Annotated in this window: 23 protein-coding genes; 18 read left to right on the top strand and 5 right to left on the bottom strand. The window is 66.2% G+C overall.

Features of this window, described 5'->3' with window-relative positions; genetic code table 11:
- The first annotated feature begins 2 nt into the window (after positions 1-2).
- Positions 3-2,270: a xanthine dehydrogenase family protein molybdopterin-binding subunit gene (locus tag QJT82_RS19140; RefSeq protein ID WP_028341238.1), complete on the top strand. Its 2,268-nt coding sequence runs from the start codon at positions 3-5 to the stop codon at positions 2,268-2,270.
- Positions 2,271-2,444: 174 nt separating this feature from the next.
- Here QJT82_RS19140 and QJT82_RS19145 read toward each other — a convergent pair whose 3' ends face one another.
- On the bottom strand, positions 2,445-3,092 hold the full coding sequence (locus tag QJT82_RS19145) for a cupin domain-containing protein (RefSeq protein ID WP_035631738.1): 648 nt from the start codon (positions 3,090-3,092) through the stop codon (positions 2,445-2,447).
- 182 nt (positions 3,093-3,274) lie between these two features.
- Here QJT82_RS19145 and QJT82_RS19150 point away from each other — a divergent pair, with 182 nt between their 5' ends.
- The 7 genes from QJT82_RS19150 to QJT82_RS19180 all read left to right on the top strand — a co-directional run bounded on the left by QJT82_RS19150 (position 3,275) and on the right by QJT82_RS19180 (position 11,671).
- Positions 3,275-4,042, top strand: coding sequence for an ABC transporter substrate-binding protein (locus QJT82_RS19150; protein WP_028341236.1), 768 nt, complete (start codon positions 3,275-3,277; stop codon positions 4,040-4,042).
- 168 nt (positions 4,043-4,210) lie between these two features.
- Positions 4,211-4,864, top strand: a complete 654-nt coding sequence (locus QJT82_RS19155; RefSeq protein WP_028341235.1) for an amino acid ABC transporter permease — start codon at positions 4,211-4,213, stop codon at positions 4,862-4,864.
- Positions 4,861-5,592 carry an amino acid ABC transporter ATP-binding protein gene (locus tag QJT82_RS19160; protein WP_028341234.1) on the top strand — a complete coding sequence of 244 codons (732 nt, stop codon included), beginning with the start codon at positions 4,861-4,863 and terminating at the stop codon, positions 5,590-5,592. Before QJT82_RS19155 ends, QJT82_RS19160 begins: the two co-directional genes overlap by 4 nt.
- A 226-nt stretch (positions 5,593-5,818) precedes the next feature.
- Complete coding sequence (locus tag QJT82_RS19165; RefSeq protein WP_028341233.1) at positions 5,819-7,111, top strand: FAD-binding oxidoreductase; 1,293 nt, start codon at positions 5,819-5,821, stop codon at positions 7,109-7,111.
- Positions 7,112-7,191: 80 nt separating this feature from the next.
- Positions 7,192-10,422, top strand: a complete 3,231-nt coding sequence (locus tag QJT82_RS19170) for an adenylate/guanylate cyclase domain-containing protein (RefSeq protein ID WP_028341232.1) — start codon at positions 7,192-7,194, stop codon at positions 10,420-10,422.
- A gap of 48 nt (positions 10,423-10,470) precedes the next feature.
- Positions 10,471-10,965: a hypothetical protein gene (locus QJT82_RS19175; RefSeq protein ID WP_028341231.1), complete on the top strand. Its 495-nt coding sequence runs from the start codon at positions 10,471-10,473 to the stop codon at positions 10,963-10,965.
- Between the two features lie 7 nt (positions 10,966-10,972).
- Positions 10,973-11,671, top strand: a complete 699-nt coding sequence (locus QJT82_RS19180) for a methyltransferase domain-containing protein (protein ID WP_028341230.1) — start codon at positions 10,973-10,975, stop codon at positions 11,669-11,671.
- A 12-nt stretch (positions 11,672-11,683) separates the two neighbouring features.
- On the opposite strand, the gene QJT82_RS19185 is transcribed toward QJT82_RS19180, so the two are convergent.
- Together QJT82_RS19185 and QJT82_RS19190 are read right to left on the bottom strand one after the other, a co-directional pair.
- A complete protein-coding gene (locus QJT82_RS19185; RefSeq protein ID WP_028341229.1) occupies positions 11,684-12,055 on the bottom strand; it encodes a PaaI family thioesterase in 372 nt (123 codons plus the stop codon).
- Between the two features lie 424 nt (positions 12,056-12,479).
- Positions 12,480-14,069 (bottom strand): gamma-glutamyltransferase, encoded by a 1,590-nt coding sequence (locus tag QJT82_RS19190; protein WP_028341228.1) that lies wholly within the window; start codon positions 14,067-14,069, stop codon positions 12,480-12,482.
- 104 nt (positions 14,070-14,173) lie between these two features.
- Between QJT82_RS19190 and QJT82_RS19195 the strand changes: the two genes are divergently transcribed.
- Positions 14,174-14,947 (top strand): enoyl-CoA hydratase-related protein, encoded by a 774-nt coding sequence (locus QJT82_RS19195; RefSeq protein WP_028341227.1) that lies wholly within the window; start codon positions 14,174-14,176, stop codon positions 14,945-14,947.
- A 260-nt stretch (positions 14,948-15,207) separates the two neighbouring features.
- On the opposite strand, the gene QJT82_RS19200 is transcribed toward QJT82_RS19195, so the two are convergent.
- Positions 15,208-16,221 (bottom strand): NAD(P)-dependent alcohol dehydrogenase, encoded by a 1,014-nt coding sequence (locus QJT82_RS19200; RefSeq protein ID WP_028341226.1) that lies wholly within the window; start codon positions 16,219-16,221, stop codon positions 15,208-15,210.
- 202 nt (positions 16,222-16,423) lie between these two features.
- Here QJT82_RS19200 and QJT82_RS19205 point away from each other — a divergent pair, with 202 nt between their 5' ends.
- Positions 16,424-17,293: a DUF2066 domain-containing protein gene (locus QJT82_RS19205; RefSeq protein ID WP_028341225.1), complete on the top strand. Its 870-nt coding sequence runs from the start codon at positions 16,424-16,426 to the stop codon at positions 17,291-17,293.
- Positions 17,294-17,321: 28 nt separating this feature from the next.
- Here QJT82_RS19205 and QJT82_RS19210 read toward each other — a convergent pair whose 3' ends face one another.
- Entirely contained in the window at positions 17,322-18,275 is a 954-nt protein-coding gene (locus QJT82_RS19210; protein ID WP_028341224.1) for a helix-turn-helix domain-containing protein, read from the bottom strand.
- Between the two features lie 452 nt (positions 18,276-18,727).
- Between QJT82_RS19210 and QJT82_RS19215 the strand changes: the two genes are divergently transcribed.
- The 8 genes from QJT82_RS19215 (at position 18,728) to QJT82_RS19250 (ending at position 26,589) form a co-directional block, all read left to right on the top strand.
- A complete protein-coding gene (locus QJT82_RS19215; RefSeq protein ID WP_028341223.1) occupies positions 18,728-19,267 on the top strand; it encodes a hypothetical protein in 540 nt (179 codons plus the stop codon).
- A 21-nt stretch (positions 19,268-19,288) separates the two neighbouring features.
- Positions 19,289-20,281: a formylglycine-generating enzyme family protein gene (locus tag QJT82_RS19220; protein ID WP_028341222.1), complete on the top strand. Its 993-nt coding sequence runs from the start codon at positions 19,289-19,291 to the stop codon at positions 20,279-20,281.
- A 17-nt stretch (positions 20,282-20,298) separates the two neighbouring features.
- A complete protein-coding gene (locus QJT82_RS19225; RefSeq protein ID WP_245288735.1) occupies positions 20,299-21,942 on the top strand; it encodes an arylsulfatase in 1,644 nt (547 codons plus the stop codon).
- A 90-nt stretch (positions 21,943-22,032) separates the two neighbouring features.
- Positions 22,033-23,043 (top strand): MoxR family ATPase, encoded by a 1,011-nt coding sequence (locus QJT82_RS19230; RefSeq protein WP_051447902.1) that lies wholly within the window; start codon positions 22,033-22,035, stop codon positions 23,041-23,043.
- A gap of 8 nt (positions 23,044-23,051) precedes the next feature.
- Positions 23,052-24,038: a DUF58 domain-containing protein gene (locus QJT82_RS19235; protein ID WP_028341219.1), complete on the top strand. Its 987-nt coding sequence runs from the start codon at positions 23,052-23,054 to the stop codon at positions 24,036-24,038.
- Positions 24,031-24,522 (top strand): DUF4381 domain-containing protein, encoded by a 492-nt coding sequence (locus QJT82_RS19240; RefSeq protein ID WP_035631723.1) that lies wholly within the window; start codon positions 24,031-24,033, stop codon positions 24,520-24,522. Before QJT82_RS19235 ends, QJT82_RS19240 begins: the two co-directional genes overlap by 8 nt.
- On the top strand, positions 24,515-25,513 hold the full coding sequence (locus tag QJT82_RS19245) for a VWA domain-containing protein (protein ID WP_028341217.1): 999 nt from the start codon (positions 24,515-24,517) through the stop codon (positions 25,511-25,513). Before QJT82_RS19240 ends, QJT82_RS19245 begins: the two co-directional genes overlap by 8 nt.
- 347 nt (positions 25,514-25,860) lie before the next feature.
- On the top strand, positions 25,861-26,589 hold the full coding sequence (locus QJT82_RS19250; RefSeq protein WP_245288734.1) for a hypothetical protein: 729 nt from the start codon (positions 25,861-25,863) through the stop codon (positions 26,587-26,589).
- Positions 26,590-26,600 lie beyond the last annotated feature (11 nt).

The following is a 26,600-nucleotide window of genomic DNA, read 5'->3' on the forward strand; positions in this document are numbered from 1 at the left end:
GCATGACGGCTGAACTCAATCTGACCCGCGACCCCGCCCATCTCAGGCACGGCTCGAATATCGGCCAGCCGCTGACCCGCACCGACGGCACGCTGAAAGTGACCGGCAAGGCCCGCTATGCCGCGGACAATCATCTGCCCGGCATGGTCTATGCCGCGATCGCGACCAGCTGCATCGCGCGCGGCCGCGTCACCGCGCTCGACGTCGCCGCCGCCAGGCGCCACCCCGGCGTCATCGACGTGATGACGCCGGCGCACAAGCCGGAGCTTGCGGAAGACCCCGACGCCAAGGGTAATCCGTTCGCCTTCCGCATGGAGCTCCTGCAGAGCGACGAGGTGCGCTACGCCAACCAGGCGATCGCGGTCGTGATCGCCGAGACGCTGGAGGCCGCGACCGAAGGCGCGGCACTGCTCTCGCCGCGCTACCAGGTCGAGATCGCGCGTGTCGGCCTCGACGCCGGCGAGGCCTATGCGCCGCCGGTGGTCGGCATCGGCAATCCCGCCGAGGTCCGCCACGGCGATATCGATGCGGGCCTTGCCGCTGCATCGAAGCGGATCGACGCAACTTACGAGACGCCGGCGCAGTATCACAACGCGATGGAGCCGCACGCGATCGTCGCGGTGTGGGACGGCGACCGTCTGTTCATCGACACGCCGAGCCAGGGCATGGCGATGGCGCAGATGCGGATCGGCGGCCTGTTCGGCATTCCGCCCGGCAACATCCACATCAACAGCCCGTTCCTGGGCGGCGGCTTCGGCTCCAAGGGCCTGGTCTCCGGGCCGCAGGTGCTCGGCGTCATGGCGGCGAAGCTGGTCGGGCGTCCGGTCAAGCTGGTGCTGCGGCGGAGCCAGATGTATGGCCCGGTCGGCCATCGTCCGCAGACCCGCCAGCGCATCCGGATCGGCACTGGTGACGACGGCCTGCTGACCGCGCTCGATCACGAGGCGCGCGTCACGACGTCGAGCTTCGACGATTTCTACGAGCCGGCGGCCGACGCCTCGCACACGCTCTATGCGAGCCCGGCAATCCGCACCGCGCATGAGGCGGTGCGCGTCGACACCGGCACGCCGCTGTTCATGCGCGCGCCGGGCGAGGCCACCGGATCAATCGCGCTGGAAAGCGCGATCGACGAGGCGGCGTTCGCCTGCGGCATCGATCCCTTGGAATTCCGGCTGAAGAACTACGCCGAGGTCGAGCCGACCACCGGCAAGCCGTTTTCCTCCAAGGCGCTGCGGCAGTGCTACGCCAAGGCGACCGAACGTTTCGGCTGGGCGGGGCGTCCGCTGCAGCCGCGGCAGATGCGCGACGAGAACGGCTTTCTGGTCGGCTGGGGCATGGGCACCGCGACATTCCCGGCGCTGATGTTCCAGGGCAACGCCCGCGCCGTGATCCGCGCCGATGGACGCGGCGTGATGGAGAGCGGCGCGCATGACATGGGGCAGGGCGCCTGGACTGCGCTCACGCAGATCTCGGCCGACGCGCTCGCGCTCGACCTCGAGCAGATCTCGTTCCTGTCGGGCACCTCGGACCTGCCGGATGCCGGCATCGCCGGCGGCTCGGCGCACACTGCAACGGTCGGTGCTGCGATCCACAATGCCGGTGCGGCGGTGATCGCAAAACTCGCCGAGCTTGCGACCTCCGATGAGCGCTCGCCGCTGTTCGGCGCCGGCAATGCCGGCGTGGTGGCGCGGGCCGGGCGGCTCCATCGCCGCGACGATGACGCGCGCAGCGAAAGCTACGCCGAGATCCTGGCGCGCGCCGGCGTTGCCGAGGTCGAGGCCTCCGGCACGGGTGCGGCCGATCCGGCGGCGCAATCGCAATATGCGATGCATGCGCATGGCGCTGTCTTTGCCGAGGTGAAGGTCGATCCGGATCTCGGCCAGATCCGCGCCACGCGGCTGGTCGGCGCGTTCGCCGCAGGGCGCATCATCAATCCGTTGATGGTGCAGAGCCAGCTGCGCGGCGGCATGATCTGGGGCCTTTCCTTCGCGCTGCACGAGGAGGCGGTGATGGACAAGAGGTCCGGCCGCATCCTGAACGCGAACCTTGCCGAGTATCATGTGCCCGTGAATGCCGACGTGCCGCCGATGGAGGTGATCACGGTCGACGAGCACGATCCCCATGTGAACCCGCTCGGCATCAAGGGCGTCGGCGAGATCGGCATCACCGGCAGCGCGGGCGCCGTCGCCAACGCCGTCTTCCACGCCACCGGCATCCGCGTGCGGAATTTCCCGATCAAGATCGAGGAAGTGGTGATGGGGTTGAGGTGATGCGTCTTGACGTGAGGGCTCCGTAATAACAGGTGTCGTCCCGGCGAAAGCCGGGACCCATAACCACGAATGTGAGTTATGGCAGGACGCTGGGGCCGCTTCCCCTTCGACAATCAAGATCGGTGGTTATAGGTCCCGGCCTTCGCCGGGACGACGAGTGGAGAGAGTGGGGCCTCACCCCGCCGCCGTCACGCAGTTCACCCACAGCACCACGGCTTTCGCGTCGCGCGCCGGGTTGGAAAAGCGGTGCGGGCGGCGGCTGGCGAAGCGGAAACTGTCGCCCTGCTTCAGCGTCCAGGTCTCGGTGTCCACCGTCAGCGTCATCTCGCCCTGGAGCACGAGGCCGGCCTCTTCGCCGTCATGCGTATAGAACTCGTCGCCGGTGTTGCCGCCGGGCTCGAGATGCACCAGGAACAGATTGAGCCGGCTCTCGCTGCCGGCTGGGCTGAGCAACTGCTTTGATATCCCGGTGCGCCACAGCTTCAGCTCGGCGCGCTGCACCTCGCGGGTCACGACGCCGCCGGCGGCATCATCCTTCGGCGTCGCGCCGAACAGCGCGGCGATGCCGACGCCGAGCACGTCGGCCAATGTCGCCAGCACGCGCAGCGAGGGCGACGACAGGCCGCGCTCGATCTGGCTGATGAAGCCGATCGACAAGTCGGTGCGCGCGGCAACCACCTCCAGCGACATCTCCTTGCTGCGGCGCAGGTCGCGGATGCGGCGCCCGACCGCGAGATCCATCGCGGGCTCGGCCGGCTTGCTGGCCGGCTTTCTGGCGGCGCGGCGTGCCGTTGCGGGCTTCGCTGCCGCGCCTTTACGCATTCTCTTGCCGCCGCTCACGTCAATCCGCTTCCTTCATGTGCATGAAAACCGCTTGCATTGGCTGCGGTTTCGTGACCACAATTTCATATTGGTGAAAATAGGCCGGAACGGCGTCGCCCGCAACCAAAAGCGCGAAATGCGCGGGCGATGCGGCGCCAGGGCCAGCTTCGGGAGGTGTTGCGATGTCGTTTCAGCGTCTCGTCCAGGCCGCGGTGGCGGCGCTTGCCCTTGCCTTGACCGCGCCGTCAGGGGCGCAGCAGGTGCTCAAGGTCGGCTCGACCCCGACCGGCATCCCCTTCACCTTCCTCGACACCAAGACCAATTCGATCCAGGGCATCATGGTCGATCTCGCCACCGAGATCGGCAAGGATGCCGGCTTTACCGTGCAGATCGAGCCGATGCAGTTCTCGGCGCTGATCCCCTCGCTGACCGCAAACAAGATCGACATCATTGCGGCTGCGATGTTCGCCACCGCCGCGCGCAAGGAGGTGATCGACTTCTCCGAGCCGGTCTACACCTATGGCGAGGGCCTCGTGGTGCCGAAGGCCGACACCAAGGCCTATGCCTCGCAGGAGGATCTGAAGGGCACCGTGGTCGGCGCCCAGGTCGGCACTGCCTTTGTCGATGCGCTGAAGAAGACCGGGCTGTTCAGCGAGGTCAAGGTCTACGATACCATTCCCGACATCCTGCGCGACGTGAATGCGGGCCGCCTCAGGGCCGGCTTCGCCGACTATCCGATCCTCGCCTACAATCTGCAGCAGGGCAATTTCGCCGACGTGCGGCTGGTCGACGGCTACAAGCCGGTCACCGTCGGCACCGTCGCGATCGGCGTCCGCAAGAGCGACACCGAGCTGCTCGCGAAGATCAACGCCTCACTCGGGAAGCTGAAGGCCAACGGCACGATCGCAAAGATCCTGGAGAAATGGGGCCAGAAGGGCGGCGCTTCCTGAGCGTGCGCCCCGGGGTGATCCGTCATCCTGAGGAGCGGCGTCTTCGCCGCGTCTCGAAGGATGCACGGCCCGGCTGGTGGCCGTCGACCCTTCGAGACGCGCTACGCGCTCCTCAGGGTGACGGGAACAATATTCGAGCGTGTGTCGGGACTGGATACGTTTGAGCCGATGCAAAAATTTTTCCATGACGCCGTCGAGTTCGTGCCGATCCTGCTGCAGGGGGTCTGGCTGACCATCGTCGTCACCGTCGGCTCGCTCGTCCTTTCGACCGTGCTCGGGCTGGTGTGGGCCTTGATGCGGGTGTCCGGGATCGGCTTCCTGGTCGGCCTCAGCGCCTCGCTGATCAACGTGATCCGCGGCATCCCGATCATCGTGCTGCTGTTCTACATCTATTTCGTGATGCCGGATTTCGGCATCGCGCTATCGGCGCTGCAGGCCGCGATCATCGGGCTCGGCATCGCTTATTCGGCCTATCAGGCGGAAAATTTCCGCGCCGGCATCGAGGCGATCGACAAGGGGCAGATCGAGGCGGCGCAGACCATCGGGATGGGCTGGTGGCTCACCATGCGCCGCGTGGTGCTGCCGCAGGCGGTCAGGATCATCCTGCCGCCCTACGGCAACATCATGATCATGATGTTGAAGGATTCCTCGCAGGCGTCCACCATCACCGTCGCCGAGCTGGCGCTGCAGGGCAAGCTGATCGCCTCCTCGACCTTCAAGAACACCAGCGTGTTCACGCTGGTGGCGCTGATGTACCTCACCATGAGCATTCCGCTCATCCTGCTGGTTCGGCACTTCGAGAACAAGGCGAACCGCAAATGATCGAGCTGCGTGACGTCCACAAGAGTTTTGGCAAGGTCGAGGTGCTGAAGGGCATCACCGCCTCCGTCGCCAAGAGCGAGGTGGTCTGCATCATCGGCCCGTCCGGCTCCGGCAAGTCGACCATCCTACGCTGCATCAACGGGCTCGAGAGCTACGATCGCGGCGAGATCAGCGTCGAGGGCGCGCGCGTCGACAGCAATGACCGCTCGATCGTGGCGATCCGCACCCAGGTCTCGATGGTGTTCCAGCGTTTCAATTTGTTTCCGCATCGCACCGCGCTCGAGAACGTCATCGAGGGACCACTTTATGTGAAGAAGGAGCCGCGCGAGCAGGCGATCGCCCGCGGCCGCGCGCTGCTCGCGCAGGTCGGGCTCGCCGACAAGGCCGAAGTGCATCCGCCAAAACTCTCCGGCGGCCAGCAGCAGCGCGTCGCGATCGCGCGGGCGCTGGCGATGCAGCCGAAGGCGATCCTGTTCGACGAGCCGACCTCCGCGCTCGATCCCGAGTTGGTCGGCGAGGTGCTGTCGGTGATGCGCAAGCTCGCCGACGACGGCATGACCATGGTTGTCGTCACCCATGAAATGGGCTTTGCCCGCGACGTCGCCGACCGCGTGCTGTTTATCGACGGCGGCGTCATCGTCGAGCAGGGCGCCGCCAAATCCGTCCTCAACCAACCCCAGCACCCGCGCACCCAGGATTTCCTGCGCCGCGTGCTGCATCCGCTGTGATCATCATGACGTTGTTTGATCGAGCTGTAGCCGCATCGGCACTGCACCCCTCTCCCGCTTGCGGGGGAGGGCCGGGGTGGGGGTCTCTCCACGAGTCGCATTGTGGAAAGAGCCCCCACCCGGATTGCATCTACGATGCAATCCGACCTCCCCCGCAAGCGGGAGAGGTGAGTGAGTCTGTGGACGCGCCGTTCGCCACAACATCCATCTAGTTCGGTATCCTCCCATGACCACACCCACCCGCCTGCCGCTGCCACCGAGCCTCTATGCCGACACCGCGGTGGAGGCGACGCCGACGCCTCAGCTGACATCGGATAAGAGCGTGCCGGTCGCGATCATCGGCGGCGGCTTCACCGGCCTGTCCACCGCGCTGCACCTCGCCGAGCAGGGCGTGTTCGCAACCGTGCTGGAAGCGCAGGAGCCGGGCTGGGGCGCGTCCGGCAATAATGGCGGGCAGACCAATCCCGGACTGAAGCACGACCCCGACCGGATCGAGCAGGATTTCGGCGCCGATCTCGGCCGCCGCATGATCGAATTCGCCTACGGCACCACCAACTTCACGCATGATTTGATCCGCCGCTACCAGATCCCCTGCGAAGCCAGGCAGAATGGCACGCTGCGCGCCGCCTACAACGAAGCCAGCGCAGCGGCGATCGAGACTACGGCAAAGCAATGCATCCGGCGCGGCATGCCGGTGAAGCTGCTCGACGCCGCCGAGATGCGGCAGATGACCGGCAGCGACCGTTACCTCTGCGCCATGCTGGATGCGCGCGGCGGCGACCTGCATCCGCTGAGCTATGCGCGGGGTCTTGCGCGCGCCGCGATCGGGGCCGGCGTCGCCGTCCATGGCGAGACCCCGGCGCTGCGGCTGCGCCGCGACGCCGGCCGCTGGCGGATCGCGACCCCGCGCGCGGTCGTGCTCGCCGACAAGGTGCTGCTCGCGACCAACGGATTTACCGATGATCTCTGGCCGGCGCTCCGCCGCAGCATCGTGCCGGTGTTCTCGTCGATCGCGGCGACCGCGCCGCTGTCCGACGAGATCGCGCGCGCGATCATGCCGACCCGGCCGGTGCTCTACGAAAGCGGCCACATCACGGTCTATTACCGCATCGACCAGCACAATCGGCTCTTGATGGGCGGCCGCGGCCCGATGCGCTGGATCAGCAAGCCGACCGACGTCGCCTATCTGATCCGCTACGCCGAGCGGCTGTGGCCGCAGCTCAGGGGCGTCAGCTGGACCCACGGCTGGAACAGTCGCCTTGCCATCACCGCCGATCACTACCCGCATGTCCATGAGCCCGCGGAGAATTTGCTGATCTCGCTCGGCTGCAACGGCCGCGGCGTCGCGCTCTCGACCGCGATGGGCGCACAGCTGGCCCGCCGCCTGATCGGCGGCCCCAAGGCCGAGATCGACATGCCCGTGACCGGTATCAAACCGATCCCGATGCACGCCTTCTGGCGGGTCGGCGTCACCACGGCCGTGCTGACCGGCCGGGTGCGGGACCGCCTCGGTGTGTGAGGCATTTAACACAATTACAGAATGTGCTGGGCTAATCTCGCGCGTCGGATATATTCGCAGTCTTTACTGAAAGGCTGTTCATGCAGTGCGAGCGATGCGGCCGCGCAAACCGGGCTGGCAACGATTATTGTGAAGATTGCGGTGCGCCATTAGGCCTCAAATGTGACTCCTGTCAGCATGTGAACGGGCCCTCCAGCCGCTTCTGCGGCCGCTGCGGCACCGCGCTCGCCGCGGGCAGCGTCCGTCCCGATGCGCCCTCGCAGCGGCTGCTCCGTTCGCTCAGCACCAAGGGCGGCGAACGCAAGAACCTCACCTTGCTGTTTGCCGATATCCGCAACTCGACCAACCTGATCGACAGCCTCGGCGATCCCGAGCTTGGCATGCGGCGCCTCGAGCCGGTGCTCGACCTGATGAAGGAGGCCGTCCACCGCTACGACGGCATCGTCAACAAGATCCAGGGCGACGGCGTCATGGCGCTGTTCGGCGCGCCGCCGCGCCCGCATGAAGACCATGCGGTCCGCGGCTGTCTCGCCGCGCTCGCCATGCAGGATTCGGTGGCCAGGCTGGCCGATCCCGGCATGCAGATCCGGGTCGGGCTGCACACCGGCGAAGTCGTGGTGCAAACGGTGGAAAACACCATCTACCAGACCTACGACGCCGCCGGCGCCAACGTCCATATCGCCAACCGGATGGAGCAGATGGCCGATGAGGGGGCGATCCTCATCACGCGGGACACCTATCTCGGCGCCAGGCAATTCGTCGAGGTCGTGCCGCTCGGCATGCAGGCCATTCGCGGCATCTCGATGCCGGTGGAGGTCTTCAAGCTGACCGGGCTGCTCAGCGCGCCCGCCAGCGACGTTTTCCGCAGCGGCCGCCGCCTGACCTCGATGGTCAACCGGACCGAGCAGATGGCAGCGTTGGAGCATGAGCTGTCGCGCGCGGTTGCCGGCGACGGCCGGGTCGTCGGCATGGTCGGCGATGCCGGCATCGGCAAGAGCCGGCTTTGCTTCGAGTTCGCCGAAAACTGCCGCCGCAAGGGCATTCGCGTCTACGAGGCGCGCGTGCTGGCGCATGGCCGCGCAACACCGTTCCAGCCCGTGCTCGAGCTGCTGCGCGACATCTTCGGCATCCGCGTCAAGGAGCCGATCGAGACATCCCGGCGTCGCGTCATCGACCGCTTTGCCGAGATGGCCGCGTCGGAGCAGGAGCTGCTGGTGCTGCTCGAATTTCTCGGGCTTGCCGATCCGGAGCATCCGGCCCCGAAGCTCGATCCGCGCGCGCTGCGGCTGCAGCTGCTCGATCTCGTTCGAACGCTGGTGCACGCGCGCCCCGGGGACACGCCGGCGGTCGTCATGATCGAGGACCTGCACTGGATCGATGCCGCGAGCGAAGAGTTCGTCGAGACGCTGGTCGATGCCATCGTCGGCACCGCGACGTTGCTGGTGGTCAATTTCAGGCCGGGCTTCACGGCACCTTTCATGCAGCGGTCTCACTACCGTCAGATCGCCATCCCGCCGCTGCCGTGGTCCGATTCGAACGAGCTGCTCCGCGAGCATTTCGGCAGGCACCCCTCGCTGGCCTCGCTGAGCAGCAATGTCATTGAACGCGCGCAGGGCAATCCGTTCTTCATCGAGGAGCTTGCCAACACCGTTGTGGAGCGCGGCAATGTCGAGGGCGAACGCGGCAACTACCGGCTCAAGCATGGCGTCGATGCGGTGCCGTTGCCCGCAACGGTGCAGGCCGTCGTGGCCGCCCGCATCGATCACCTGGAGGATATCGCCAAGCAGGTGCTCGAGACGGCGGCGGTGATCGGCCGGCTGGTCGCGATGTCGGTGCTGCGTCCGGTCGCGGCGCTGCCGAACGACGATTTGCAGAACGCCATCGCGCAGCTCCGCCAGGCCGAGCTGCTGTACGACCTGCCGCCCTACGACAAGGGACTGCTGGCGTTTCGCCATCCATTGATCCAGGAGGTCGCCTATGCGACCCAGTTGCGGTCGCGGCTGACCACGCTGCATGCGACCGTCGCCAAGGCCATCGAGGGCTTCGACTGGGGCAAGCTCGACGAGTTTGCCGGGCTGCTCGCCTATCACTACGAGGCCGCGGGCCAGCCGCTGGAGGCGGTCACCCATTTGCAGCGTGCGGCGCGCTGGATCGGCAAGACCAACTCCGCCGAGGCAATGAAAAGCTGGAAAAAGGTTCGCGCCCTGCTGCAGGACCAGCCCCAGTCCGAATATGTCGACCGGCTGCGGGCGATGTCGAGCGGCCAGATCCTCAACTTCGGCTGGCGTGAGGGCATGTCCGCCGAAGAGGTCAAGCCCTACGCCGAAGAGGCGATCAAATACGCACGCGCGGCGGACCCGGTGCACGAGCCGATCCTGCTCGGCGCCTACGGCAGGATCCTGGCCGCGACCGCGGCGGCCGACGACTATGTCAATCTCGTGCAGGACGCCTTGAAGCTCACTTCCGGCACCGGGGACGTCGGACGGTTTGCGACGGTCAATGCCATGCTGAGCCAGGCGTTCTTCCTGTCGGGTCGTCTTGCCGAGGCGCTCGACGCCGGGCAGGTGGCGGTTGCCGCGATTGCCGAGCAGGGCGGTTTTCACAACAACGTCACACTCGGTCTCAACCCGAACCAGATTCTCGGCTTCGACGTCGAGCACTGGATCAGGTGTCTCGGCACCAGAATTCTGGTGCGGCTCGGCCGGTTTGACGAGGCCGAGCGGCGGATCGCCGAGGTGCTGCGGGCCGAGCCGGAGCGCTTCGCCGCCGTCGTGCAGTTCATTCCGCATTTTGCGATGGTGGAGATGGGCTGGAGCCGCGGCCGGCCGGAACTCGCCAAGCCGCATGCGGCGAGGATCGCCGAATTGGCCGAGCAGTCCGGCACGCCCTATCTGCGGGTCGCGGCGCTCGCCAGCGCCGGCCTCGCCAGCGGCGCCGCAGGTGACTTCAAGGTTGCCGCCGCCCAGCTTCAGGAGGCGATCGACTTTGCGCGCTCTGCGCGAGCCGGCCTCGAATTCGAGGCCCGCATGCTGGCGGATCTGGCCGAAGCGCTCTATCGCGCCGCCGACCACCATGCGGCCCTGCAAGCGGTGGACGAGGCGCTGATGGTCGCGCGGCGAAGGACCGATCGCGTCGCCGAACTGCACGCGACCGTGCTGCGCGGCCTGATCATTTGCGCTTTGGGCAGCACGTCACATGATGAGCTTGACGAGATTGTCGGCGGCGCTCAGAATTTGCTCGATGTCTCGGGGGCAGTCTACTTCACGCCACAACTCGATCAGCTTCGATTGCATCTTGAGCGACGCCGCTAGACGCGACGATTTTTTCATTTCTGGAAACAAGGTATTGAGGGGGTTCTAATGGGACGGATGATTCAAGACGATACGACGCGCGATGTTCTGGATCTGCTGAACAAGCGGTTTGGTCCCGGCGGGATCATGGAGATGGTCGAGCTGCAAAAGGAGTTCGACATCTTCTCTCCCAATCATCCCCTCGAGCAGTCGTTCCGGCTGATCGGGATCGAGCCGGCCGACCGGATCGAACGGAAGCGCTGGTACACCTTCCTCGGCACGCTGAAGGATTATCCTTCCGATCAGCCCAATGTGAGCGGATACAAGCGGGTGGTCCAGGCGTTCCGCCACGCGCTCACGCAGAATCCGTATCTGCCGGTGCTGGTTAGCGTTCACGCCATGAAGGAAAATCCGAAGGTGACGTTTGCGGCCGATGGCCACACGCCGCTGATCTACTCGACCCAGTCGTATCGGGTTCTGTCGATCCCGACCAAGCCAAGCCAGGTCGCCCGCAAGGAGCTTGCCGCGATGGCGAAGCAGCGGCGGGCCAAAGCCAAGAAGTGAGCAAGACGTGAGCATCGCGGCGGAGACCGCAGGTTTCGGCGCCGAAGGCGACCGGGCGCGATTCTCCGATCTCTATGCCGATGTCGAATCCTACTACAGCGCGCGGGTCGCCAAATACGGCGCCACCCCGCGCGGGGTGGACTGGTCGTGCCAGGCCACCCAGGACCTCCGCTTCGTCCAGTTGCTGAAGCTCTGCGACTTCTCCGCACCGTTCAGCCTGAACGACATCGGCTGCGGATACGGCGCGCTGTGCGCCTATCTCGCAAGGCGCCATCCGCAAGCGGAGATCGATTATCTCGGGATCGATCTGTCGCTCGCCATGATCAGCCGCGCGCGCCGCCGTTTCTCGGCGCCGGGGCGCCGCTTCAAGGTCGGCAGGGGCAGCCCGCGCCGCGCGACCTATTCGGTCGCGAGCGGCATCATGAATGTCGATGTCGGCGGCTGCCGCCGATCCTGGGAGGCATTCGTCGCCGGTATGCTGGCTGACCTGCGCCGCGCCAGCGTGCGCGGCTTCAGCGTCAACTTCGTCACCGGGGAGGCGGACCCCATTGCAACCGCCAATGCAGTGCCGGTGCAGCAACTCTATTGCACGAGCCCCGAGCCGTGGATCCGGTATTGCGAACGCGAGCTTGGCTGCACCGTCGAGACCGTCGACGGCTACGGAATGAACGAAGTCACCCTGCTGGCGCGGTGCAGGGATTGCTGATAGGGCTGCGGACTATCGCTTGTCCAGAATCTGCAACTCGGCCGTGGCGCTGGCGACCGTCACATCGTCGGCGTCGATCAGATCGGCTTCGACGATCATGTCGCGGTCGGTCTGCGAGATGACCTTCGCCTTGGCCGTGATCGGGCCGATGCGCGCCGGTTTGAGAAACCGCGTGGTGAGGGTCTTCGTCACGACGGTCCGCGTTGCGGGCAGCGTTGCGAGCGCGCCGAGGCCCGTCGCTGAATCCAGCATTGCGGCAAGGAAACCGCCCTGGATCGTTCCATGGCGGTTGGTGAACAACGGTTGCGCCTCGAAACGGACTGTGGCGGTTTCACCGTCGAAGCCCAGCCACTCGCGTCCAAGAAGTTGCGCGCCGGGCGGCATGTCTGCGCTTGCTTCTCTCAAGCCGGTCACCGCAATTTTTGTCGGTCCAAATGTATCAGCCCGTTCGGGTCATGCAATGTCCGCGGGCGCGGGTTGCGAAAACGCGCCAAATCACTGAGTTACCCGACCTATTGCACCGGGCCCATGGATGCGATCGGCACCCGGCTTTCCCTGCGCCCTCTGTAAAGAGAGAGGGCGGAACGAAGAGCAAAGCTCGGGCAGATCATGTCGCGAGAATGCGAGCGTGTGACTCACAGGTCGTGCAACACGTTCACTGTCGTCCCGGCGAAGGCCGGGACCCATAACCACCGATGGTCGTTGTTTCGCGATGCTGGAACGACGAGCGCGATCCACAATTCTCGCTGCGGCGTATGGGTCCCGGCCTGCGCCGGGACGACGGTGGAGAAGGAGTCGTGCGTATAACTCACCCCTCCGCGACCGCATCGCCCCAGGGCTGGAACGGCTCGGTGGCGCCGCTGTTGGTGGTGCCGTCGCGCAGCACGACGCTCGGGCAGGCGAACTTCATCGGCAGGGTCTGGATACGGGCCTCCTCGAAGTCAAAGCGGCCGCGCAGCGCCTCGCGCACGCTCGCGGGCAGGCGCTTGTCGCCGATCACCACGGCGCCCTCGCTGGCGTCGATCCGCGGCTGGTGGATCGCGGCGTCGAGATCCATGCCGAAATCCATCACGAAAGAGAGCAGTTGCGACACCGCCGGCAGGATGCGGCGGCCGCCCGATGCGCCCGCGGCAAGCGTGCGGCCGTCGGCGGCCTGCGCCACCACAGGCGTGTAGTTGGTCAGGCAGCGCTTGCCGGGCGCGAGCGAGTTCGGATTGCCTTGCGTCGGATCGAACCACATGATGCCGTTGTTCATGGTCAGCCCGGTGTTCGGCGTCACGAATTTGGAGCCGAAGGTCGACAGCAGCGTCTGCGTCACCGCGGCCATGTTGCCGTCGCGGTCGACCGCGGAGAAATGCGTGGTGCAGCTTGGCGCGATCGCTTCGGCGCCGAGCGCGCGGCGGCCGTCGACGTCGCCCATGTCCTTCAGCCGTTCGCGATAGGCGGCTTGCAGCGCCTCGGCATAGGCAGCGTAGGCCGCCGCATCCGGCCCGCCCTGCGCGGGCGCCAGCGCCTTTTGCAGCAGGCCGAGCGTGCGCGCCATGGTCGGACCCGCGGTCAGCTCCGGCGTCGCATAGACCGTGCCGCCGCGATAGGGAATTTTCAGCGGCTCGCGCAGATGGGCGCGGAAGGCGGCGAGGTCGCGTACCGACAGCGCGCCGCCGGCGGCCTGGATGTCATCGGCGATGCTGCGCGCCAGATCGCCCTCGTAGAAATCGCGCGGACCGGCTGCGGCGAGCTGCGCCATCGTGGCCTTCAGCTTGTCCTGTGGCATGCGGACCACCGACCTGATGCCCCATTGCGCGTTCGGCGGCAGGCCGTCCTGCAGATACGCCGCGGCGCTGGCGGGATAGCGCCGCAGATCGGCGGCGGAGCTTGCGATCATCGCGGTGGTCCACCAATCGACCAAAAGGCCCTCGCCGGCGAGCTTGACGCTCGGCGCCAGCAGGTCCTTCCACTCCATCCTGGCGTGGCGGCGATGCGCTTCCTCCATGCCGGCAACGACGCCGGGCACCGCGATCGAGCCGGGGCCGTGCAGGTTGCGGTCGTCCTTGACCCGCGCCCAGGGGAACAGATCGGAGGCCGCGCCGCCGGTCAGCGGATAATCCTCGATGCGCAGGCCGTCGGGCGCGCGCATACCGTAGTCGATCACCTCGACGCGGTTCTCCTTGGCGCGATACAGCACCATCGCGCCGCCGCCGCCGGCGCCGCTCATCCACGGCTCCACGACGCCAAGCGCGAAGGTGGTCGCGATCACGGCGTCGACGCAATCGCCGCCCGCGGCCAATACCTCCGCGCCGACCTCGGCCGCCCGGCGCGACTGTGCGGCGACGATGCCGCCCTTGGCGCTGACGGCCGGCTTGCGGATCACTTGCGAGTTGGAGAACTGGTCGGACATGGCGTTGCTTTCGCTGTTCTTGTTGCGGGTGGGACACGTTGCCGTAGCATGCCAAGCATGGCACTGTCAGTGCAACAACAAGAACCAATTTCAGGGAGCGGAAAATGACTGGTGTTAAGCGTGAACGGGACGGCAAGGTCGGCATCCTGACGCTCAACGATCCCGCGAGCCTGAACGCCATGACGCCGGAACTGCTCGGCGATCTCGCACTCGCCGTCGGCGAGATGAGCCTCGATCCCGGCATCCGCGCGCTGGTTCTGACCGGGGAGGGACGCGGCTTCTGCTCCGGGCAGAACCTCAGGGCGTTCCAGTCGCTCGGCGACAATATCTACACCGGCGTGATGAGACATTATTGGCCGGCGATGCAGGCCTTGCGCGAATGCCGCGTACCTGTCGTGGTCGCGGTCAACGGCGTCGCGGCCGGCGGCGGCTTCAGCCTCGCGATGTCCGGCGACATCATCCTGGCCGCGCGCTCGGCGAGCTTTATTCAGGTGTTCAGCCGGATCGGCCTGGTGCCCGATCTCGGCTCGACCTGGCTGTTGCCGCGCCTGATCGGCCGCCAGCGCGCGCTCGACCTGATGCTGCTGAACGAGCCGCTGCCGGCCGAGCGGGCCAAGGAGTGGGGGTTGGTGCGCGATGTGGTCGATGATGCAAGGCTGCTCGACGAGGCGAAGGCGCTCGCCGGCCGCCTTGCGGACGGACCGACGCGCGCGCTGGTCGCGACCCGGCAGCTGCTCGAGGAGAGCGACCACGCGAGCTACGCCGATCAGTTCCGCCGCGAGATCGAGCTGCAGCAGGTGATCCGCGAGAGCGCCGATGCGAAGGAAGGCCGCCAGGCCTTCGTCGAGAAACGCAAGGCCCAGTTCACGGGGCGCTAGGCTTTGTCGCCGACCTGCTCTAGAGCATGATGAAATTGGGTCAAGCCATAGCCGCATCGGGGTTGCGTCCCCTCTCCCGCTTGCGGGGGAGGGTTAGGGTGGGGGCTCTCTCCGCGAGTCGCATCGTGGAGAGAGCCCCCACCCGCATCGTATCAGATGCGATGCGACCTAAGAGCGAGCTTCGCTCGTCTCGACCCCCGCAAGCGGGAGAGGTGCAGCGAGCGTGCCGCTGGACTGTTTCGACTTCACATCATCATGCTTTACCCGATCGCAATCGCGACCTTGCCGAAATGCGCGCCGCTCGCCATGTGGGCGAACGCGGCCTTGACCTGGTCGAACGCGAACACCTTGTCGATCACGGGCTTGACGCCGTGCAGGCTGATGCCGTCGCACAGTGCCTGCAAATCCTCGATCGAGCCGACGGTGACGCCTTGCAGCCGCTGCTGCTGCATCACCATCAGCGGCAGCCGCGTGTCGGACGGGGCGGGACCTGCGAGCACGCCGATGAAGGCGATGGTGCCGCCGATCCTGGTGGCGCGGATCGACTCGTTCAGCGTGCCGACGCCCCCGACCTCGACGACGAGATCGACGCCGCGCCCGGTCAGCTCGCGCGCCTTCTTGCCCCAATCGGGCGTGGTCTTGTAGTTGAGCGTGACATCGGCGCCGAGCTGCTTCAGCCGCGCGATCTTGGCGTCGCTGGAGGAGGTCGCGATGACGCGGGCGCCGCACATCTTGGCGAATTGCAGCGCGAACAGCGAGACGCCGCCGGTGCCCTGGGTCAGCACCGTCTGCCCCGGCTTGAGGTCGCCGAGCTTGACCACCGCGCTCCACGCCGTGAGGCCGGCGCATGGCAGTGCCGCGGCCTCGATGTCGCTGAGATGATCCGGCGTGCGCACCAGCGCATGCGCGGGGAAGACCCGGTACTCGGTCAGCACACCGTCGACGCTGCCGCCGAGCGCCGCGCGCATCCGCGCCTCGCTCGGCTCGCCCCCAAGCCAGCTTTCGAAGAAGCTGCCGATCACGCGATCGCCGGGTGCGAAGCTCCTGACGCCGGCGCCGACCGCCTCGACCACGCCGGCGCCGTCGGAGACCGGCACCAGCGGAAATTTCTGGCGCGAGCCGTAGCCGCCCTTGACCGTGAGCAGGTCGCGATAATTCAGCGTCGCCGCCTTCAGCCGCACCAGGACTTCGCCGGGGCCGGCTTGCGGGACCGGCTTGTCGACCAGCGCCAGCGCGTCGACGCCGCCGGGGCCTTGCAACTCATAGCATTTCACGGAACGTCTCCTGCTCGGTGCTCTTGTGTTGGGCAGCGCTCGCGGCGCCGCCGCGCATGCTCCGAGCATATGTCAGGCCTGCCGCGCGTGGCCATAGCGCGTAGCGGGACCGATGGAATGGCGCCCATGCCCGAACGTGCTGGCGGTGCCCGAAAATACCGCCAATCTGTGCCGTCAATGAAGTGACCGAGCGGAGGTGACGATGGCTGCCTTGCTTGAGACGAAGCGCGATCTGATCGCCACGCTCGCACGCGGCGCGGTTCGCGTGTTGCTTGCCGCTGCATGGATCGCTTGCGGTGGCGCGATGGCCGCAGCAGAAGACAGCCTCTACCGCGCGCAGACCGTCGTTACCGGCCAGGGCGAGCCGAACCGCATCATCGGCTTCGGTGCGTGTCTGGAGGACGTCCTGATCAAGGTATCCGGTCAGCCAATGCTCGCAGGCGACCGCCGGCTTGCCGCATACAAATCGAAAGCCAAGGCGTTCGTCAGCAGTTTCGACTATCACGATCAATATGCCGGCAAGCCGCATCATGACGAGCAGGGCACCCGTGACCGGCCCTACGACCTGACGGTGGATTTCGACGAGAGGAAGATCGACGGCATTCTCGCCAGGCTCGATCTCAAGCCGTGGCGGTCGCGCCGGCCGGTACTCGGCGTCTTCGCGGAAATGCTGCACGGTCCGAAGGACTACATCGTCACATCCGACGGGACGCAGTCCGATCTGCAACGCGACGCGCTTGCGGCTGCTGCCGAAAAACGCGGCATGCGCTTCGTGCTGCCCGATGCAGCGGCGTTGACGAGTGCCAGCGTCACCGCCGCCGAACTGTTGAAGACGCCGCCGGCGAAGCTGAGTTCGATCGTCGCGCGGCAGGGCGGCGAGGCCACTCTGCTCGGACGGCTGGTCTGGAACGACAATGACCTCGGCTGGGCCACGCAATGGCGGATGGCCTGGCACGGCAAGGATTACAAATGGCAGTTCCGCGGCGTCACCTTCGATGAAGCCTTCCGCCGCGGCATCGGCGGCGCCGCGCAGCTGCTGTCGGGCAATGGCGATCCGGGGCGATCAAAATGAGCTTGTGCGGGGCGCAACGGCTGATTTGCTAGCCGGCGTAACCGAGCGTCTGCGACGGGTATTCACCGAACATCGCGCGGTAATATTGCGAGAAGCGCCCGAGCTCGATGAAGCCCTGTTCGATCGCAACCTTGGAGACGGTGGTCTGGTCCGGGGTGCTTTCGCGCAGGATCGAACGGATCATGCAGAGCCGCTTGTAGCGCAGGAACGTCACCGGGCCGACCCCGAACACCTCGTGGAAGGCGCGGTGCAGGCTGCGTCGCGACAGCCGAAGCTCGGTGCAGATTTCCGAGACATGGACCGGGCGCGTGCCCGCGGCGTGCAGATAGTCCTCGACGTGGCGCACCAGTCGCATCGCCGACGGCAGATAGGTCGTTCCGTCGGGCGGCAGCGATGTGATGACCGTCGCGGTCACGCAGTCGATGATCGCGCGCTTCCAGAAGCCGGCCGACGAGTCCGTCAAGGCATCCGGATAGCGCGCGAGATGCGCGACGATCTGCGGCAGTTTGTCCGCGGCGCCCATGCCGATCGTGGGGTCGGCGCGAAAGTGGTTCTTCGCTTGCCAGGTTTCGGCGTCGGCGAGCCGCGGCTCGCCGCCGAATATGTCGGGCAGCTCAGCCAGGTCGAAGCGGATGGCCGCGTAGGACGAAGCGCTGTGAAAGACCCCGTCATGTTCGACCGATGGAGGAATCACCAGCACATCGGCCGGCTGCATGTCGAACGCCCAATGCGTGACGCGGTCGGTCGCGTTCAGCAGCATTCCGATGATCAGCTTGGGATCGGTCGAGATGCGCTGGGTGCGGACCCCGACATTGAACGCACCGATGCTGAGCGAAAAGTCACCGATCCCGACGTGAGACAATGTGCCGCGCAGCTTGCCGCGCTCAAGCTGCATGACTTCGACATGCGAGCCTTTGACGGCATCGTGGAGACCCTCGAAGCCGTCAAGCTCGCCGGTGCTAACCGTCAGGTGCTGGCCCATATCCACGTTCACAACTGCAGCGCGATTAATCTACTAAAACCAAATGCTTGAAGTCGGTACAAAAAGTGCGGCCGTGACAATGTGCCTAGATTGGCTCGATTCGCATGGCGAGATCGTGGTGTGGATTTGCATACGTGCAGATTTTCGCTTGTTTTTTCGAGAAAGCAACAATGCCGACCGGATCGGATTGATCGAATTGGAGCATCTTTCGTTAAGCCTGCACGCCTCGGGGTTGAGTTTGGCACAAAGTGCACATCACTTGTATAGTGCGTTCCGCTATCGTTTGAACTGACAGCAGAATTCGCTCGTGACAACGTCCAGTGGAACGGGTCACGATGGAGAACGCTGTGCACCCAAATGTGCACATGGATAGCGACGGAGGAAAAGGGAAGAAGGCCTGACGGATCAACGCTGCCGAAACGTGCAGCATAGAAAAATGGAAGGGCGCGACAATGCACTCAGGCACGACGCAATCATGCACGACGTTCGGCCACCGAGATCATAAGGCTCCGATCTTCAACAGGATTTTCCGTCTGGCGCTCGTTGGAGCAACCGCGATCATCGCGCAAGCCGGCCCGGCGTCGGCGGTCAGCATCGGCGCTTCCGCCTCATTGCCGATCATCAAACAGCAAGAAGGCAGCGGTAACGTTGTGCAGGTGCGTGCTGTCGCGCGCCGCGGTGGCGTTGCGGTCGGACCGCGCGGCGGTGCGGTCGCTTATCGTAGCCGGACGGTGGTGCGCCCGGGAGTTCGGCCCGGCTGGCACGGCGGTGGCACGCGCTGGGTCGGGCCCGGACCGCGGCCGGGAGGTTGGGCGCGGCCTGGCTGGTACGGCTGGCCGATCGGGGGCGCGGTCGCGGCCGGCGCGGCGATCGGTTTCGTCAGCGCGGCGAGCGCAGCCGCCTGGGCTGGACCGCCGCCGGCAGCGGGCATGTGCTGGTACTACACCGACCCGTCGCGAACACAGGGCTTCTGGGACTACTGCTCACGGTAATGCGCAAAGAGGTGCATCGCCATGTCCCGGGTAGAGATCGCCTCCGCTGAATCAGAGCGTGACGACCGCGTCCAGACCGACGACATGGTCTGGATTCCCGGCGGCACGTTCCGCATGGGCTCCGACCACCACTACCCCGAGGAGGCGCCGGCGCATCGCGCGTCGGTCGACGGCTTCTGGATCGACCGCACGCCCGTGACCAACGCTCAATTCCGCGAATTCGTGCGGGAGACCGGGCACATCACGGTCGCCGAGCGACCGCCGGATCCTGCGCAATATCCGGGTGCGCTGCCGCATATGCTCTACGCCGGCTCGCTGGTGTTTCAGCCGCCGCGCCGGGTCACCACCCTGCGCGACTGGAGCCAATGGTGGACCTTGATGAAGGGCGCGAACTGGCGCCGCCCCTACGGCCCGCGCAGCAACATCAACGTGCTCGGCAGCCACCCGGTCGTCCACGTCGCCTATGCCGATGCGCTCGCCTACGCCAAATGGGCCGGCAAGGAGCTTCCGACCGAAGCCGAGTGGGAGTTCGCGGCGCGTGGCGGGCTGGAGGCCGAGGAGTTCGCCTGGGGCAACGCCCTGACGCCCGGCGGCAAGCACATGGCCAACACATGGCAGGGCAATTTCCCTATTCAGAACCTCTGCGAGGACGGCTTCGACCGGACCTCGCCGGTGACCGCGTTTCCGCCGAATGGCTATGGCGTCCACGACATGATCGGCAATGTCTGGGAGTGGACCGCCGACTGGTGGTCCACCCGTCATGAGGCCGACGCCGCGAAGCCCTGCTGCATCCCGCAGAATCCGCGCGGCGGCCGCGAGGAAGCGAGCTACGACCCCGCCCAGCCCGCGATCAAGATTCCGCGGAAGGTGTTGAAGGGCGGCTCGCATCTCTGTGCCCCGAACTATTGCCGCCGCTATCGCCCCGCCGCGCGGCACGCCGAACCGGTCGACACGTCCACCAGTCACGTCGGCTTCCGCTGCGTGGTGCGGCCACGAACGTCTCAGCCAGCATAAAGAGTGGGGAGCGACGAATGAGTGATGAAGCCGAATTGAAGAGCAATGGGGCGGCCAAACTCAATGGTAGTAGCCGTGGTGCGTTACTTCGCACCTTGTTCGCGGCGGCGTTGGTCGCGACAAGCCTGTCGCCATTGGGCAGGTCGCCCGCGCTCGCGCAGCAGCCGGGCACGGCGAAGCCGAACATCCTCGTCATCTTCGGCGACGACATCGGCCAGTCCAACATCAGCGCCTATACGCGCGGTGTGGTGGGCTACAAGACGCCGAACATCGACCGCATCGCCAATGAGGGGATGATGTTCACGGACTATTACGCCGAGAACAGCTGCACGGCCGGCCGATCCACCTTCATCACCGGGCAGGCTTGCCTGCGCACCGGCCTCTGCAAGGTCGGCATCCCCGGCGCGACCGTCGGCCTGCAGGATCGCGACGTCACCATCGCACAGGCGCTGAAGCCGCTCGGTTACGCGACCGGTCAGTTCGGCAAGAACCATCTCGGCGACCGCGATGAATATCTGCCGACCAAGCACGGCTTCGACGAGTTCTTCGGCAACCTCTATCACCTCAATGCCGAGGAGGAGCCGGAGCGGCCGTATTACCCGAAGAACGACACAGCGTTCACGAAGAGCAACACACCGCGCGGCGTGTTGAAGGCGTCTGCAGACGGAAAGATCGAAGATACGGGCCCGCTGAACCGGAAGCGGATGGAAACCGTCGATGACGAGACCACGGCTGCAGCCATCGATTTCATGCAACGTCAGGCGAAGGCGAACAAGCCGTTCTTCACCTGGATGAACACCACGCGCATGCATGCGTTCACCCATGTCCGCCAGTCCATGCAGGGGCAGAGCGGCATGCCGGGCAACGAATATGCCGACGGCATGATCGAGCATGACGGCGACGTCGGAAAGCTCCTGAAGGCACTGGACGACCTCGGGATCGCCAACAACACCATCGTCGTCTACACGACCGACAACGGCCCCAACCAGTGGTCCTGGCCGGACGCCGCGACAACTCCCTTCCGCAGTGAGAAGGACACCAACTGGGAAGGTGCATTTCGCGTGCCGGCGATGGTCCGTTGGCCCGGTCACATCAAGGCCGGTGAAGTTTCCAATGAAATGATGTCGGGGCTCGACTGGTTCCCGACGCTGCTGGCCGCCGCGGGCGATACCGACGTCAAGGACAAGCTGCTCAAGGGCGCTGATCTCGGCGGCAAGTCGTTCAAGGTGCATCTCGACGGCTACAACCAGTTGCCGTACCTGACCGGCCAACAGCCGAAGTCCGCACGCAACGACTTCTACTACTTCAACGACGACGGCCAGGTCGTGGCATATCGCTATAACGACTGGAAGATCGTGTTCTGCGAGCAGCGTGAGCCCGGCGGATTCGTCGTCTGGGCGAATCCGTTCACCTGCCTGCGCGCGCCGAAAGTATTCAACCTGCGCATGGATCCCTTCGAACGCGCCGATGTGGTCTCCGACCAGTACTACGACTGGTTGGCCAAGAACGCCTATCTCATTCAATACGGCGTCTGGCGGGTCGCTCCGTTCCTGCAGACCTTCAAGGAGTATCCGCCGAGCCAGCGGTCGGCGAGCTTCAGCATCGACCAGATGGTCGATGCCCTGATGAAGACGCTGGACAAGCAACCAGGCGCAAAATAGCGCGGGCAACGCGCGGATCCGGCCGCCGCTTGCCGGCGGCCGGATCCTTTTTCAGGTTCAGTCCACATGCCGGATCTTCGATCGAGTCAGTTGAAAGCCGCGACGGAGCAGGAAGGCGCAAAGAGCTCGGCGGCCCGCGATGCCGTGCTCGATCTCAAGGCGCGCATCGGCAAGTCGGTGCTCGGGCAGGAGCATCTGGTCGAGAGCATGCTGATCGGGTTGCTGGCCAACGGCAATCTGCTGATCGAAAGCCTGCCGGGGCTTGCCAAGACGCGGGCGGTGAAGACGCTGGCGAAGAATCTCGCCGCGGACCTGTCGCGCGTGCAGTTCACGCCGGACCTGCTGCCGTCGGACGTGACCGGCGCGGAAATCTACCTGCAGACCGAGAAGGGCGGCCAGTTTCAATTCCAGAAGGGGCCGATCTTCGCCAACCTCGTGCTGGCGGACGAGATCAACCGCGCGCCGGCCAAGGTGCAGTCGGCGCTGCTGGAAGCGATGGAGGAACGTCAGGTCACCGTTGCCGGCAAGACCTACAAGATGCCTGACCTGTTCATGGTGCTCGCGACCGAGAATCCGATCGAGCAGGAAGGCACCTATCCGCTTCCCGAGGCCCAGCTCGACCGTTTCCTGATGCATGTCGTGATCACCTATCCCGACGAGGCGACGGAAGGCGAGATCATCAAGCTCAATCGCGCCGAGAATGCGCAGAAGCCGGAAGCCGGAGCTGCCGAGCCGCCGGCGGTGCCGCAGCAGGCGATCCTCGATGCGCGCGGCGAGCTCGACGGCATTTTCGTCTCCGACCTCGCACAGAAATACATCGTCGACCTGATCTATGCGACGCGGTTTCCCGGCCGCTATGGCGAGCCCTTGAGCAAATGGATCCAGATCGGCGCCAGCCCGCGCGGCAGCCTTGCCATCGACCGCTGCGCGCGGGCGCGCGCATGGCTCGACGGGCAGGACTTCGTCACGCCCGACCACATACGGGCCGTCATCCACGACTGCCTGCGGCACCGGCTGATCCTGAGCTACGAGGCCGTATCGCAGGGCATCAGCCCCGACCAGGTGATCGACAAGATCACCGAGCTTGTCGCTGCAGCGTGAGGGCCGTGATGACGGAGACATCAGCCAGAACGCCCGGTGTCTACGTCAGTCTCGACGATCTGATCGCGCTCGAATTCAGGGATCGCAGGGTTTCGTTCCTGCCGCGCCAGCCGGTGCACAGTCTGCTGTCGGGCCGGTTCGCCTCGCGCATGCGCGGCCGCGGGTTGAACTTCGAGGAGATCAGGGACTACCGCCCGGGCGACGATGTCCGCGAGATCGACTGGAAGGTCACGGCGCGGCTGCAGAAGCCGCATGTGCGCGTCTTCAACGAGGAGCGCGACCGCCAGGCCCTGCTCGTGGTCGATCAGCGGCTGTCGATGTTCTTTGGCAGCCGGCGCGCCATGAAGTCGGTCACCGCGGCCGAGACCGCCGCGATCGGCGCCTGGCGTGTGCTCGGCGTCGGCGACCGGATCGGCGCGATCGTGTTCAATGACAGCGATGTCGTCGAGCTGGCGGCGCGGCGCAGTCGGGCGACGGTGTTGCAGATATTGTCCACCATCGTCGCGCAGAACCAGGCGCTCGGCGTCGGCCGCGGCATCGTCCCGGCGTCAGGCATGCTCAACCGGGCGCTCGAACATGCCGAGCGGCGGACGATGCATGACGCAACCGTGATCCTGATCAGCGATTTTGATGGCGCCGATACCGCGACGCGCCGGATGATCGGGGCGATCGCCCGGCATAACAACGTGGTCGCGGTGCTGGTCCACGATCCCTTGCAAAGCGATTTGCCTGCCTCGAGCCGGATGACCGTCACCGATGGCGAGCTGCAGATTCAGCTCGAAGTCGGCCGCGAGAGTGTCCGCAAAAGTATCGCGCAGGCGTCGCAGGAGCGGCTGCGCGGCGTATTCGCGTGGACGCGCGAGCTTGGCATTCCGGTGCTGCCGCTGAGCACAGCCGAGGAAACCGCGCCGCAACTTCGGCGTCTCCTGGGCGGGCTGCCGGCCCGGCACGGACGCGGTGGCGGTCACGCCAGGGCGGAGGCGGCTCTTGGCTGACACCCAACCTGTCATTGTGGATCCCGTCGCGGGCCTGATCGATATCCCGCTGCCGCCGTCGGTGAGCCTGCTTCCGGCGACATGGGCATCGCGGATCGTGATCGTGCTGGTTGTCGCGGGGGTCGCCGTTGCGGCGTGGCGCCTGCTGCGGCGTTTCCGCGCCAACCGCTATCGGCGCGCGGCGCTCGCGGAGCTAGACCGGCTGCTGCAGACACAAGGCGGCGTCCCGGAGGGAATGGCCGCGAGCCTCGCGCTGCTGGTGCGGCAGACTGCGCTCGATGCCTTTCCGCGCGAAACCATCGCGCCGCTTGCCGGCGCGGGTTGGCTTGCGTTCCTCGACCGCAGCTATGGCGGGGACGAATTCTCGCAAGGCGCTGGACGGCTGCTCGCGACCGCGCCGTACGGGCGGACGACGGCGGATGCCGGCGATCTAACGGCGCTGCAGGATCTGGTGCGGCGCTGGATCAGGGGGCACCATGTTTGAGTTCGCATGGCCCTGGATGCTCGCGCTCCTGCCGCTACCGATCCTCGTGTGGTGGCTGTTGCCGCCGCATCGCGCGCGGCAGGCCTCCGTGATGGTGCCGTTCTTCGACCGCCTTGCTGCGGCAACCGGACAGACCCCGCAGCGCGGCGCCGTCGTGCTGCAGCGGCGGCGCATCCAGATGGTGACGGCCGCGTTGACCTGGGCACTGGTCGTCGCGGCGCTGGCGCGGCCGCAATGGGTCGGCGATCCCGTCACCCGCGAGGTTTCGGCGCGCGATCTGATGCTCGCAATCGATATCTCCGGCTCGATGGAGCAGCGCGATTTCCGCGGCAGCGATGGCGCGATGCTGACGCGGCTCGACGGCGTCAAGCGCGTGGTCACAAATTTCATCGCGCACCGGCACGGCGACCGCGTCGCGCTGGTGCTGTTCGGCACCAGGCCCTATGTGCAAGTGCCGTTCACGCAGGATCTGCAGACCGCGACCGCGCTGCTGGCGCAGACCGAGGTCGGCATGGCCGGACAGCAGACCGCGATCGGCGACACCATCGGGCTTGCGATCAAGACCTTCGAGGCAAGCAAGGCGCGCGAGAAGCTTCTCGTCCTGCTCACCGACGGCAACGACACGGCGAGCCGCGTCCCTCCGGAGCACGCCGCAGACATCGCACACCAGAACGGCTTCGTGATCGACACGATCGGCGTTGGTGATCCGGCCGCGACCGGCGAGAACCGCGTCGATCTCGGCGTCCTGCGGTCAGTCGCCGCCACGACGGGCGGCCATTTCTACCGGGCCGAGGACGGTGCGCAGCTGCAGGCGATCTACGCGGATATCGACCGTCTCGCGCCGGCCAGGCTCGATACGCTGTCATGGCGGCCGAAGCAGCCGCTGTTCCAGTGGCCGCTCGGCGCCGCCGTGGTGCTGTCGCTGCTGCTGTGGCTCGGCCTTTCGCTGGAAAGCGGGCTGGGACGAAGGAGAGCGCTCGGCCATGCATGACGCGGTCGCCATCCCGTTCCATCTGCTGCGGCCGCTGTGGCTGCTGGCGCTGATTCCTGTCGCTGCCGTATTCGCGTGGGTGCGGTGGCGGCAGAGTCCGCAAGCGCAATGGGGCGGGGTGATCGCGCCGCATCTGCTCAACCATCTCATCGTGCAACCGGGCGCGGGACGCGGCGTGAGCCCGCTTTATCTGGTCGCCGCCGCGATGTCGCTCGGCATCGTCGCGTTGTCGGGCCCGACCTGGCGGCGCGAGCTGCCGCCCTTCGTCGAGGAAAGCCGCGTTCGAGGGACTCAAGCTCTACCCTGCGCAGCCGTCGCTCCAGGACAAGACCGACGGGCGCACCGATGTGCTGTCCTCGGCGCGTGTCGACAGCGGCGTCTACATGCTCGAGAAGGCCGGCGACTATGTGCTGCCGCCGATCGACCTGCACTGGTGGAACATCGACGCGCAAAGCATCGATGTGGCGCATCTCGACCCGCTGACGCTGCACGTGGAGGCAAACCCCGCAGCCGGCGGCGCGTCGTCAATCGGCACCTCCAGCGCGCGCTGGTCATGGGGCGCGCTGCGCGATGTCATCGCCGATCGCTGGAAGTCGGCCGCAGCCGTGCTGCTGGCGCTTGCCGCGCTCGGCTGGCTGATGCCGCGGATGGTGCGGGCAATCGCGGCGCGTTATCGCCGGCATCGCGAGGCCTATCTGCGCTCGGAAGCGTTCGCCTTCAGCGAGCTGCGGCGTGCCGCGCGCCATGGCGACGCCAAGGCGGTCTACTTCGCGCTGCTCGACTGGCTGCAGCGGTTCGAGCCGGTCGCGCCGCAGCACACGCTCGAGGCGTTCAAGGCCGTCGCCCATGATGCCGCGCTCGATGACCAGATCGGCGCCGTCGAGCGCGAGCTGTTCGCACCGTCTGCCGGCACGGCGCACTGGTCACCGCGCCGGCTGCTGCGCCAGGTCGGCGGCGCCCGGCGCAGCATCCGCCGCGCGGCAACGCGCGCCGCAAGGCACAGCGCGCCGGCACAACTCAATCCCGTTGATGATCGTGTGGTGTCGCTCAACCAGCGGAGGAGGCCTGCGAGATGAGCCGTGATGCT

The organism is Bradyrhizobium sp. Mp19, assembly GCF_029952935.1.
Lineage (GTDB): Bacteria > Pseudomonadota > Alphaproteobacteria > Rhizobiales > Xanthobacteraceae > Bradyrhizobium > Bradyrhizobium elkanii.

What these genes read in the sequence shown, in the direction of transcription:
- QJT82_RS19205 (WP_028341225.1), top strand. Translation starts at nt 16,424, where the DNA reads ATGGCTGCCTTGCTTGAGACGAAGCGCGATCTGATCGCCACGCTCGCA.
- QJT82_RS19210 (WP_028341224.1), bottom strand. Translation starts at nt 18,275, where the DNA reads ATGGGCCAGCACCTGACGGTTAGCACCGGCGAGCTTGACGGCTTCGAG.
- QJT82_RS19220 (WP_028341222.1), top strand. Translation starts at nt 19,289, where the DNA reads ATGTCCCGGGTAGAGATCGCCTCCGCTGAATCAGAGCGTGACGACCGC.
- QJT82_RS19150 (WP_028341236.1), top strand. Translation starts at nt 3,275, where the DNA reads ATGTCGTTTCAGCGTCTCGTCCAGGCCGCGGTGGCGGCGCTTGCCCTT.
- QJT82_RS19160 (WP_028341234.1), top strand. Translation starts at nt 4,861, where the DNA reads ATGATCGAGCTGCGTGACGTCCACAAGAGTTTTGGCAAGGTCGAGGTG.
- QJT82_RS19175 (WP_028341231.1), top strand. Translation starts at nt 10,471, where the DNA reads ATGGGACGGATGATTCAAGACGATACGACGCGCGATGTTCTGGATCTG.
- QJT82_RS19215 (WP_028341223.1), top strand. Translation starts at nt 18,728, where the DNA reads ATGCACTCAGGCACGACGCAATCATGCACGACGTTCGGCCACCGAGAT.
- QJT82_RS19145 (WP_035631738.1), bottom strand. Translation starts at nt 3,092, where the DNA reads ATGCGTAAAGGCGCGGCAGCGAAGCCCGCAACGGCACGCCGCGCCGCC.
- QJT82_RS19165 (WP_028341233.1), top strand. Translation starts at nt 5,819, where the DNA reads ATGACCACACCCACCCGCCTGCCGCTGCCACCGAGCCTCTATGCCGAC.
- QJT82_RS19225 (WP_245288735.1), top strand. Translation starts at nt 20,299, where the DNA reads ATGAGTGATGAAGCCGAATTGAAGAGCAATGGGGCGGCCAAACTCAAT.
- QJT82_RS19190 (WP_028341228.1), bottom strand. Translation starts at nt 14,069, where the DNA reads ATGTCCGACCAGTTCTCCAACTCGCAAGTGATCCGCAAGCCGGCCGTC.
- QJT82_RS19155 (WP_028341235.1), top strand. Translation starts at nt 4,211, where the DNA reads ATGCAAAAATTTTTCCATGACGCCGTCGAGTTCGTGCCGATCCTGCTG.
- QJT82_RS19140 (WP_028341238.1), top strand. Translation starts at nt 3, where the DNA reads ATGACGGCTGAACTCAATCTGACCCGCGACCCCGCCCATCTCAGGCAC.
- QJT82_RS19195 (WP_028341227.1), top strand. Translation starts at nt 14,174, where the DNA reads ATGACTGGTGTTAAGCGTGAACGGGACGGCAAGGTCGGCATCCTGACG.
- QJT82_RS19235 (WP_028341219.1), top strand. Translation starts at nt 23,052, where the DNA reads ATGACGGAGACATCAGCCAGAACGCCCGGTGTCTACGTCAGTCTCGAC.
- QJT82_RS19170 (WP_028341232.1), top strand. Translation starts at nt 7,192, where the DNA reads ATGCAGTGCGAGCGATGCGGCCGCGCAAACCGGGCTGGCAACGATTAT.
- QJT82_RS19185 (WP_028341229.1), bottom strand. Translation starts at nt 12,055, where the DNA reads ATGCCGCCCGGCGCGCAACTTCTTGGACGCGAGTGGCTGGGCTTCGAC.
- QJT82_RS19245 (WP_028341217.1), top strand. Translation starts at nt 24,515, where the DNA reads ATGTTTGAGTTCGCATGGCCCTGGATGCTCGCGCTCCTGCCGCTACCG.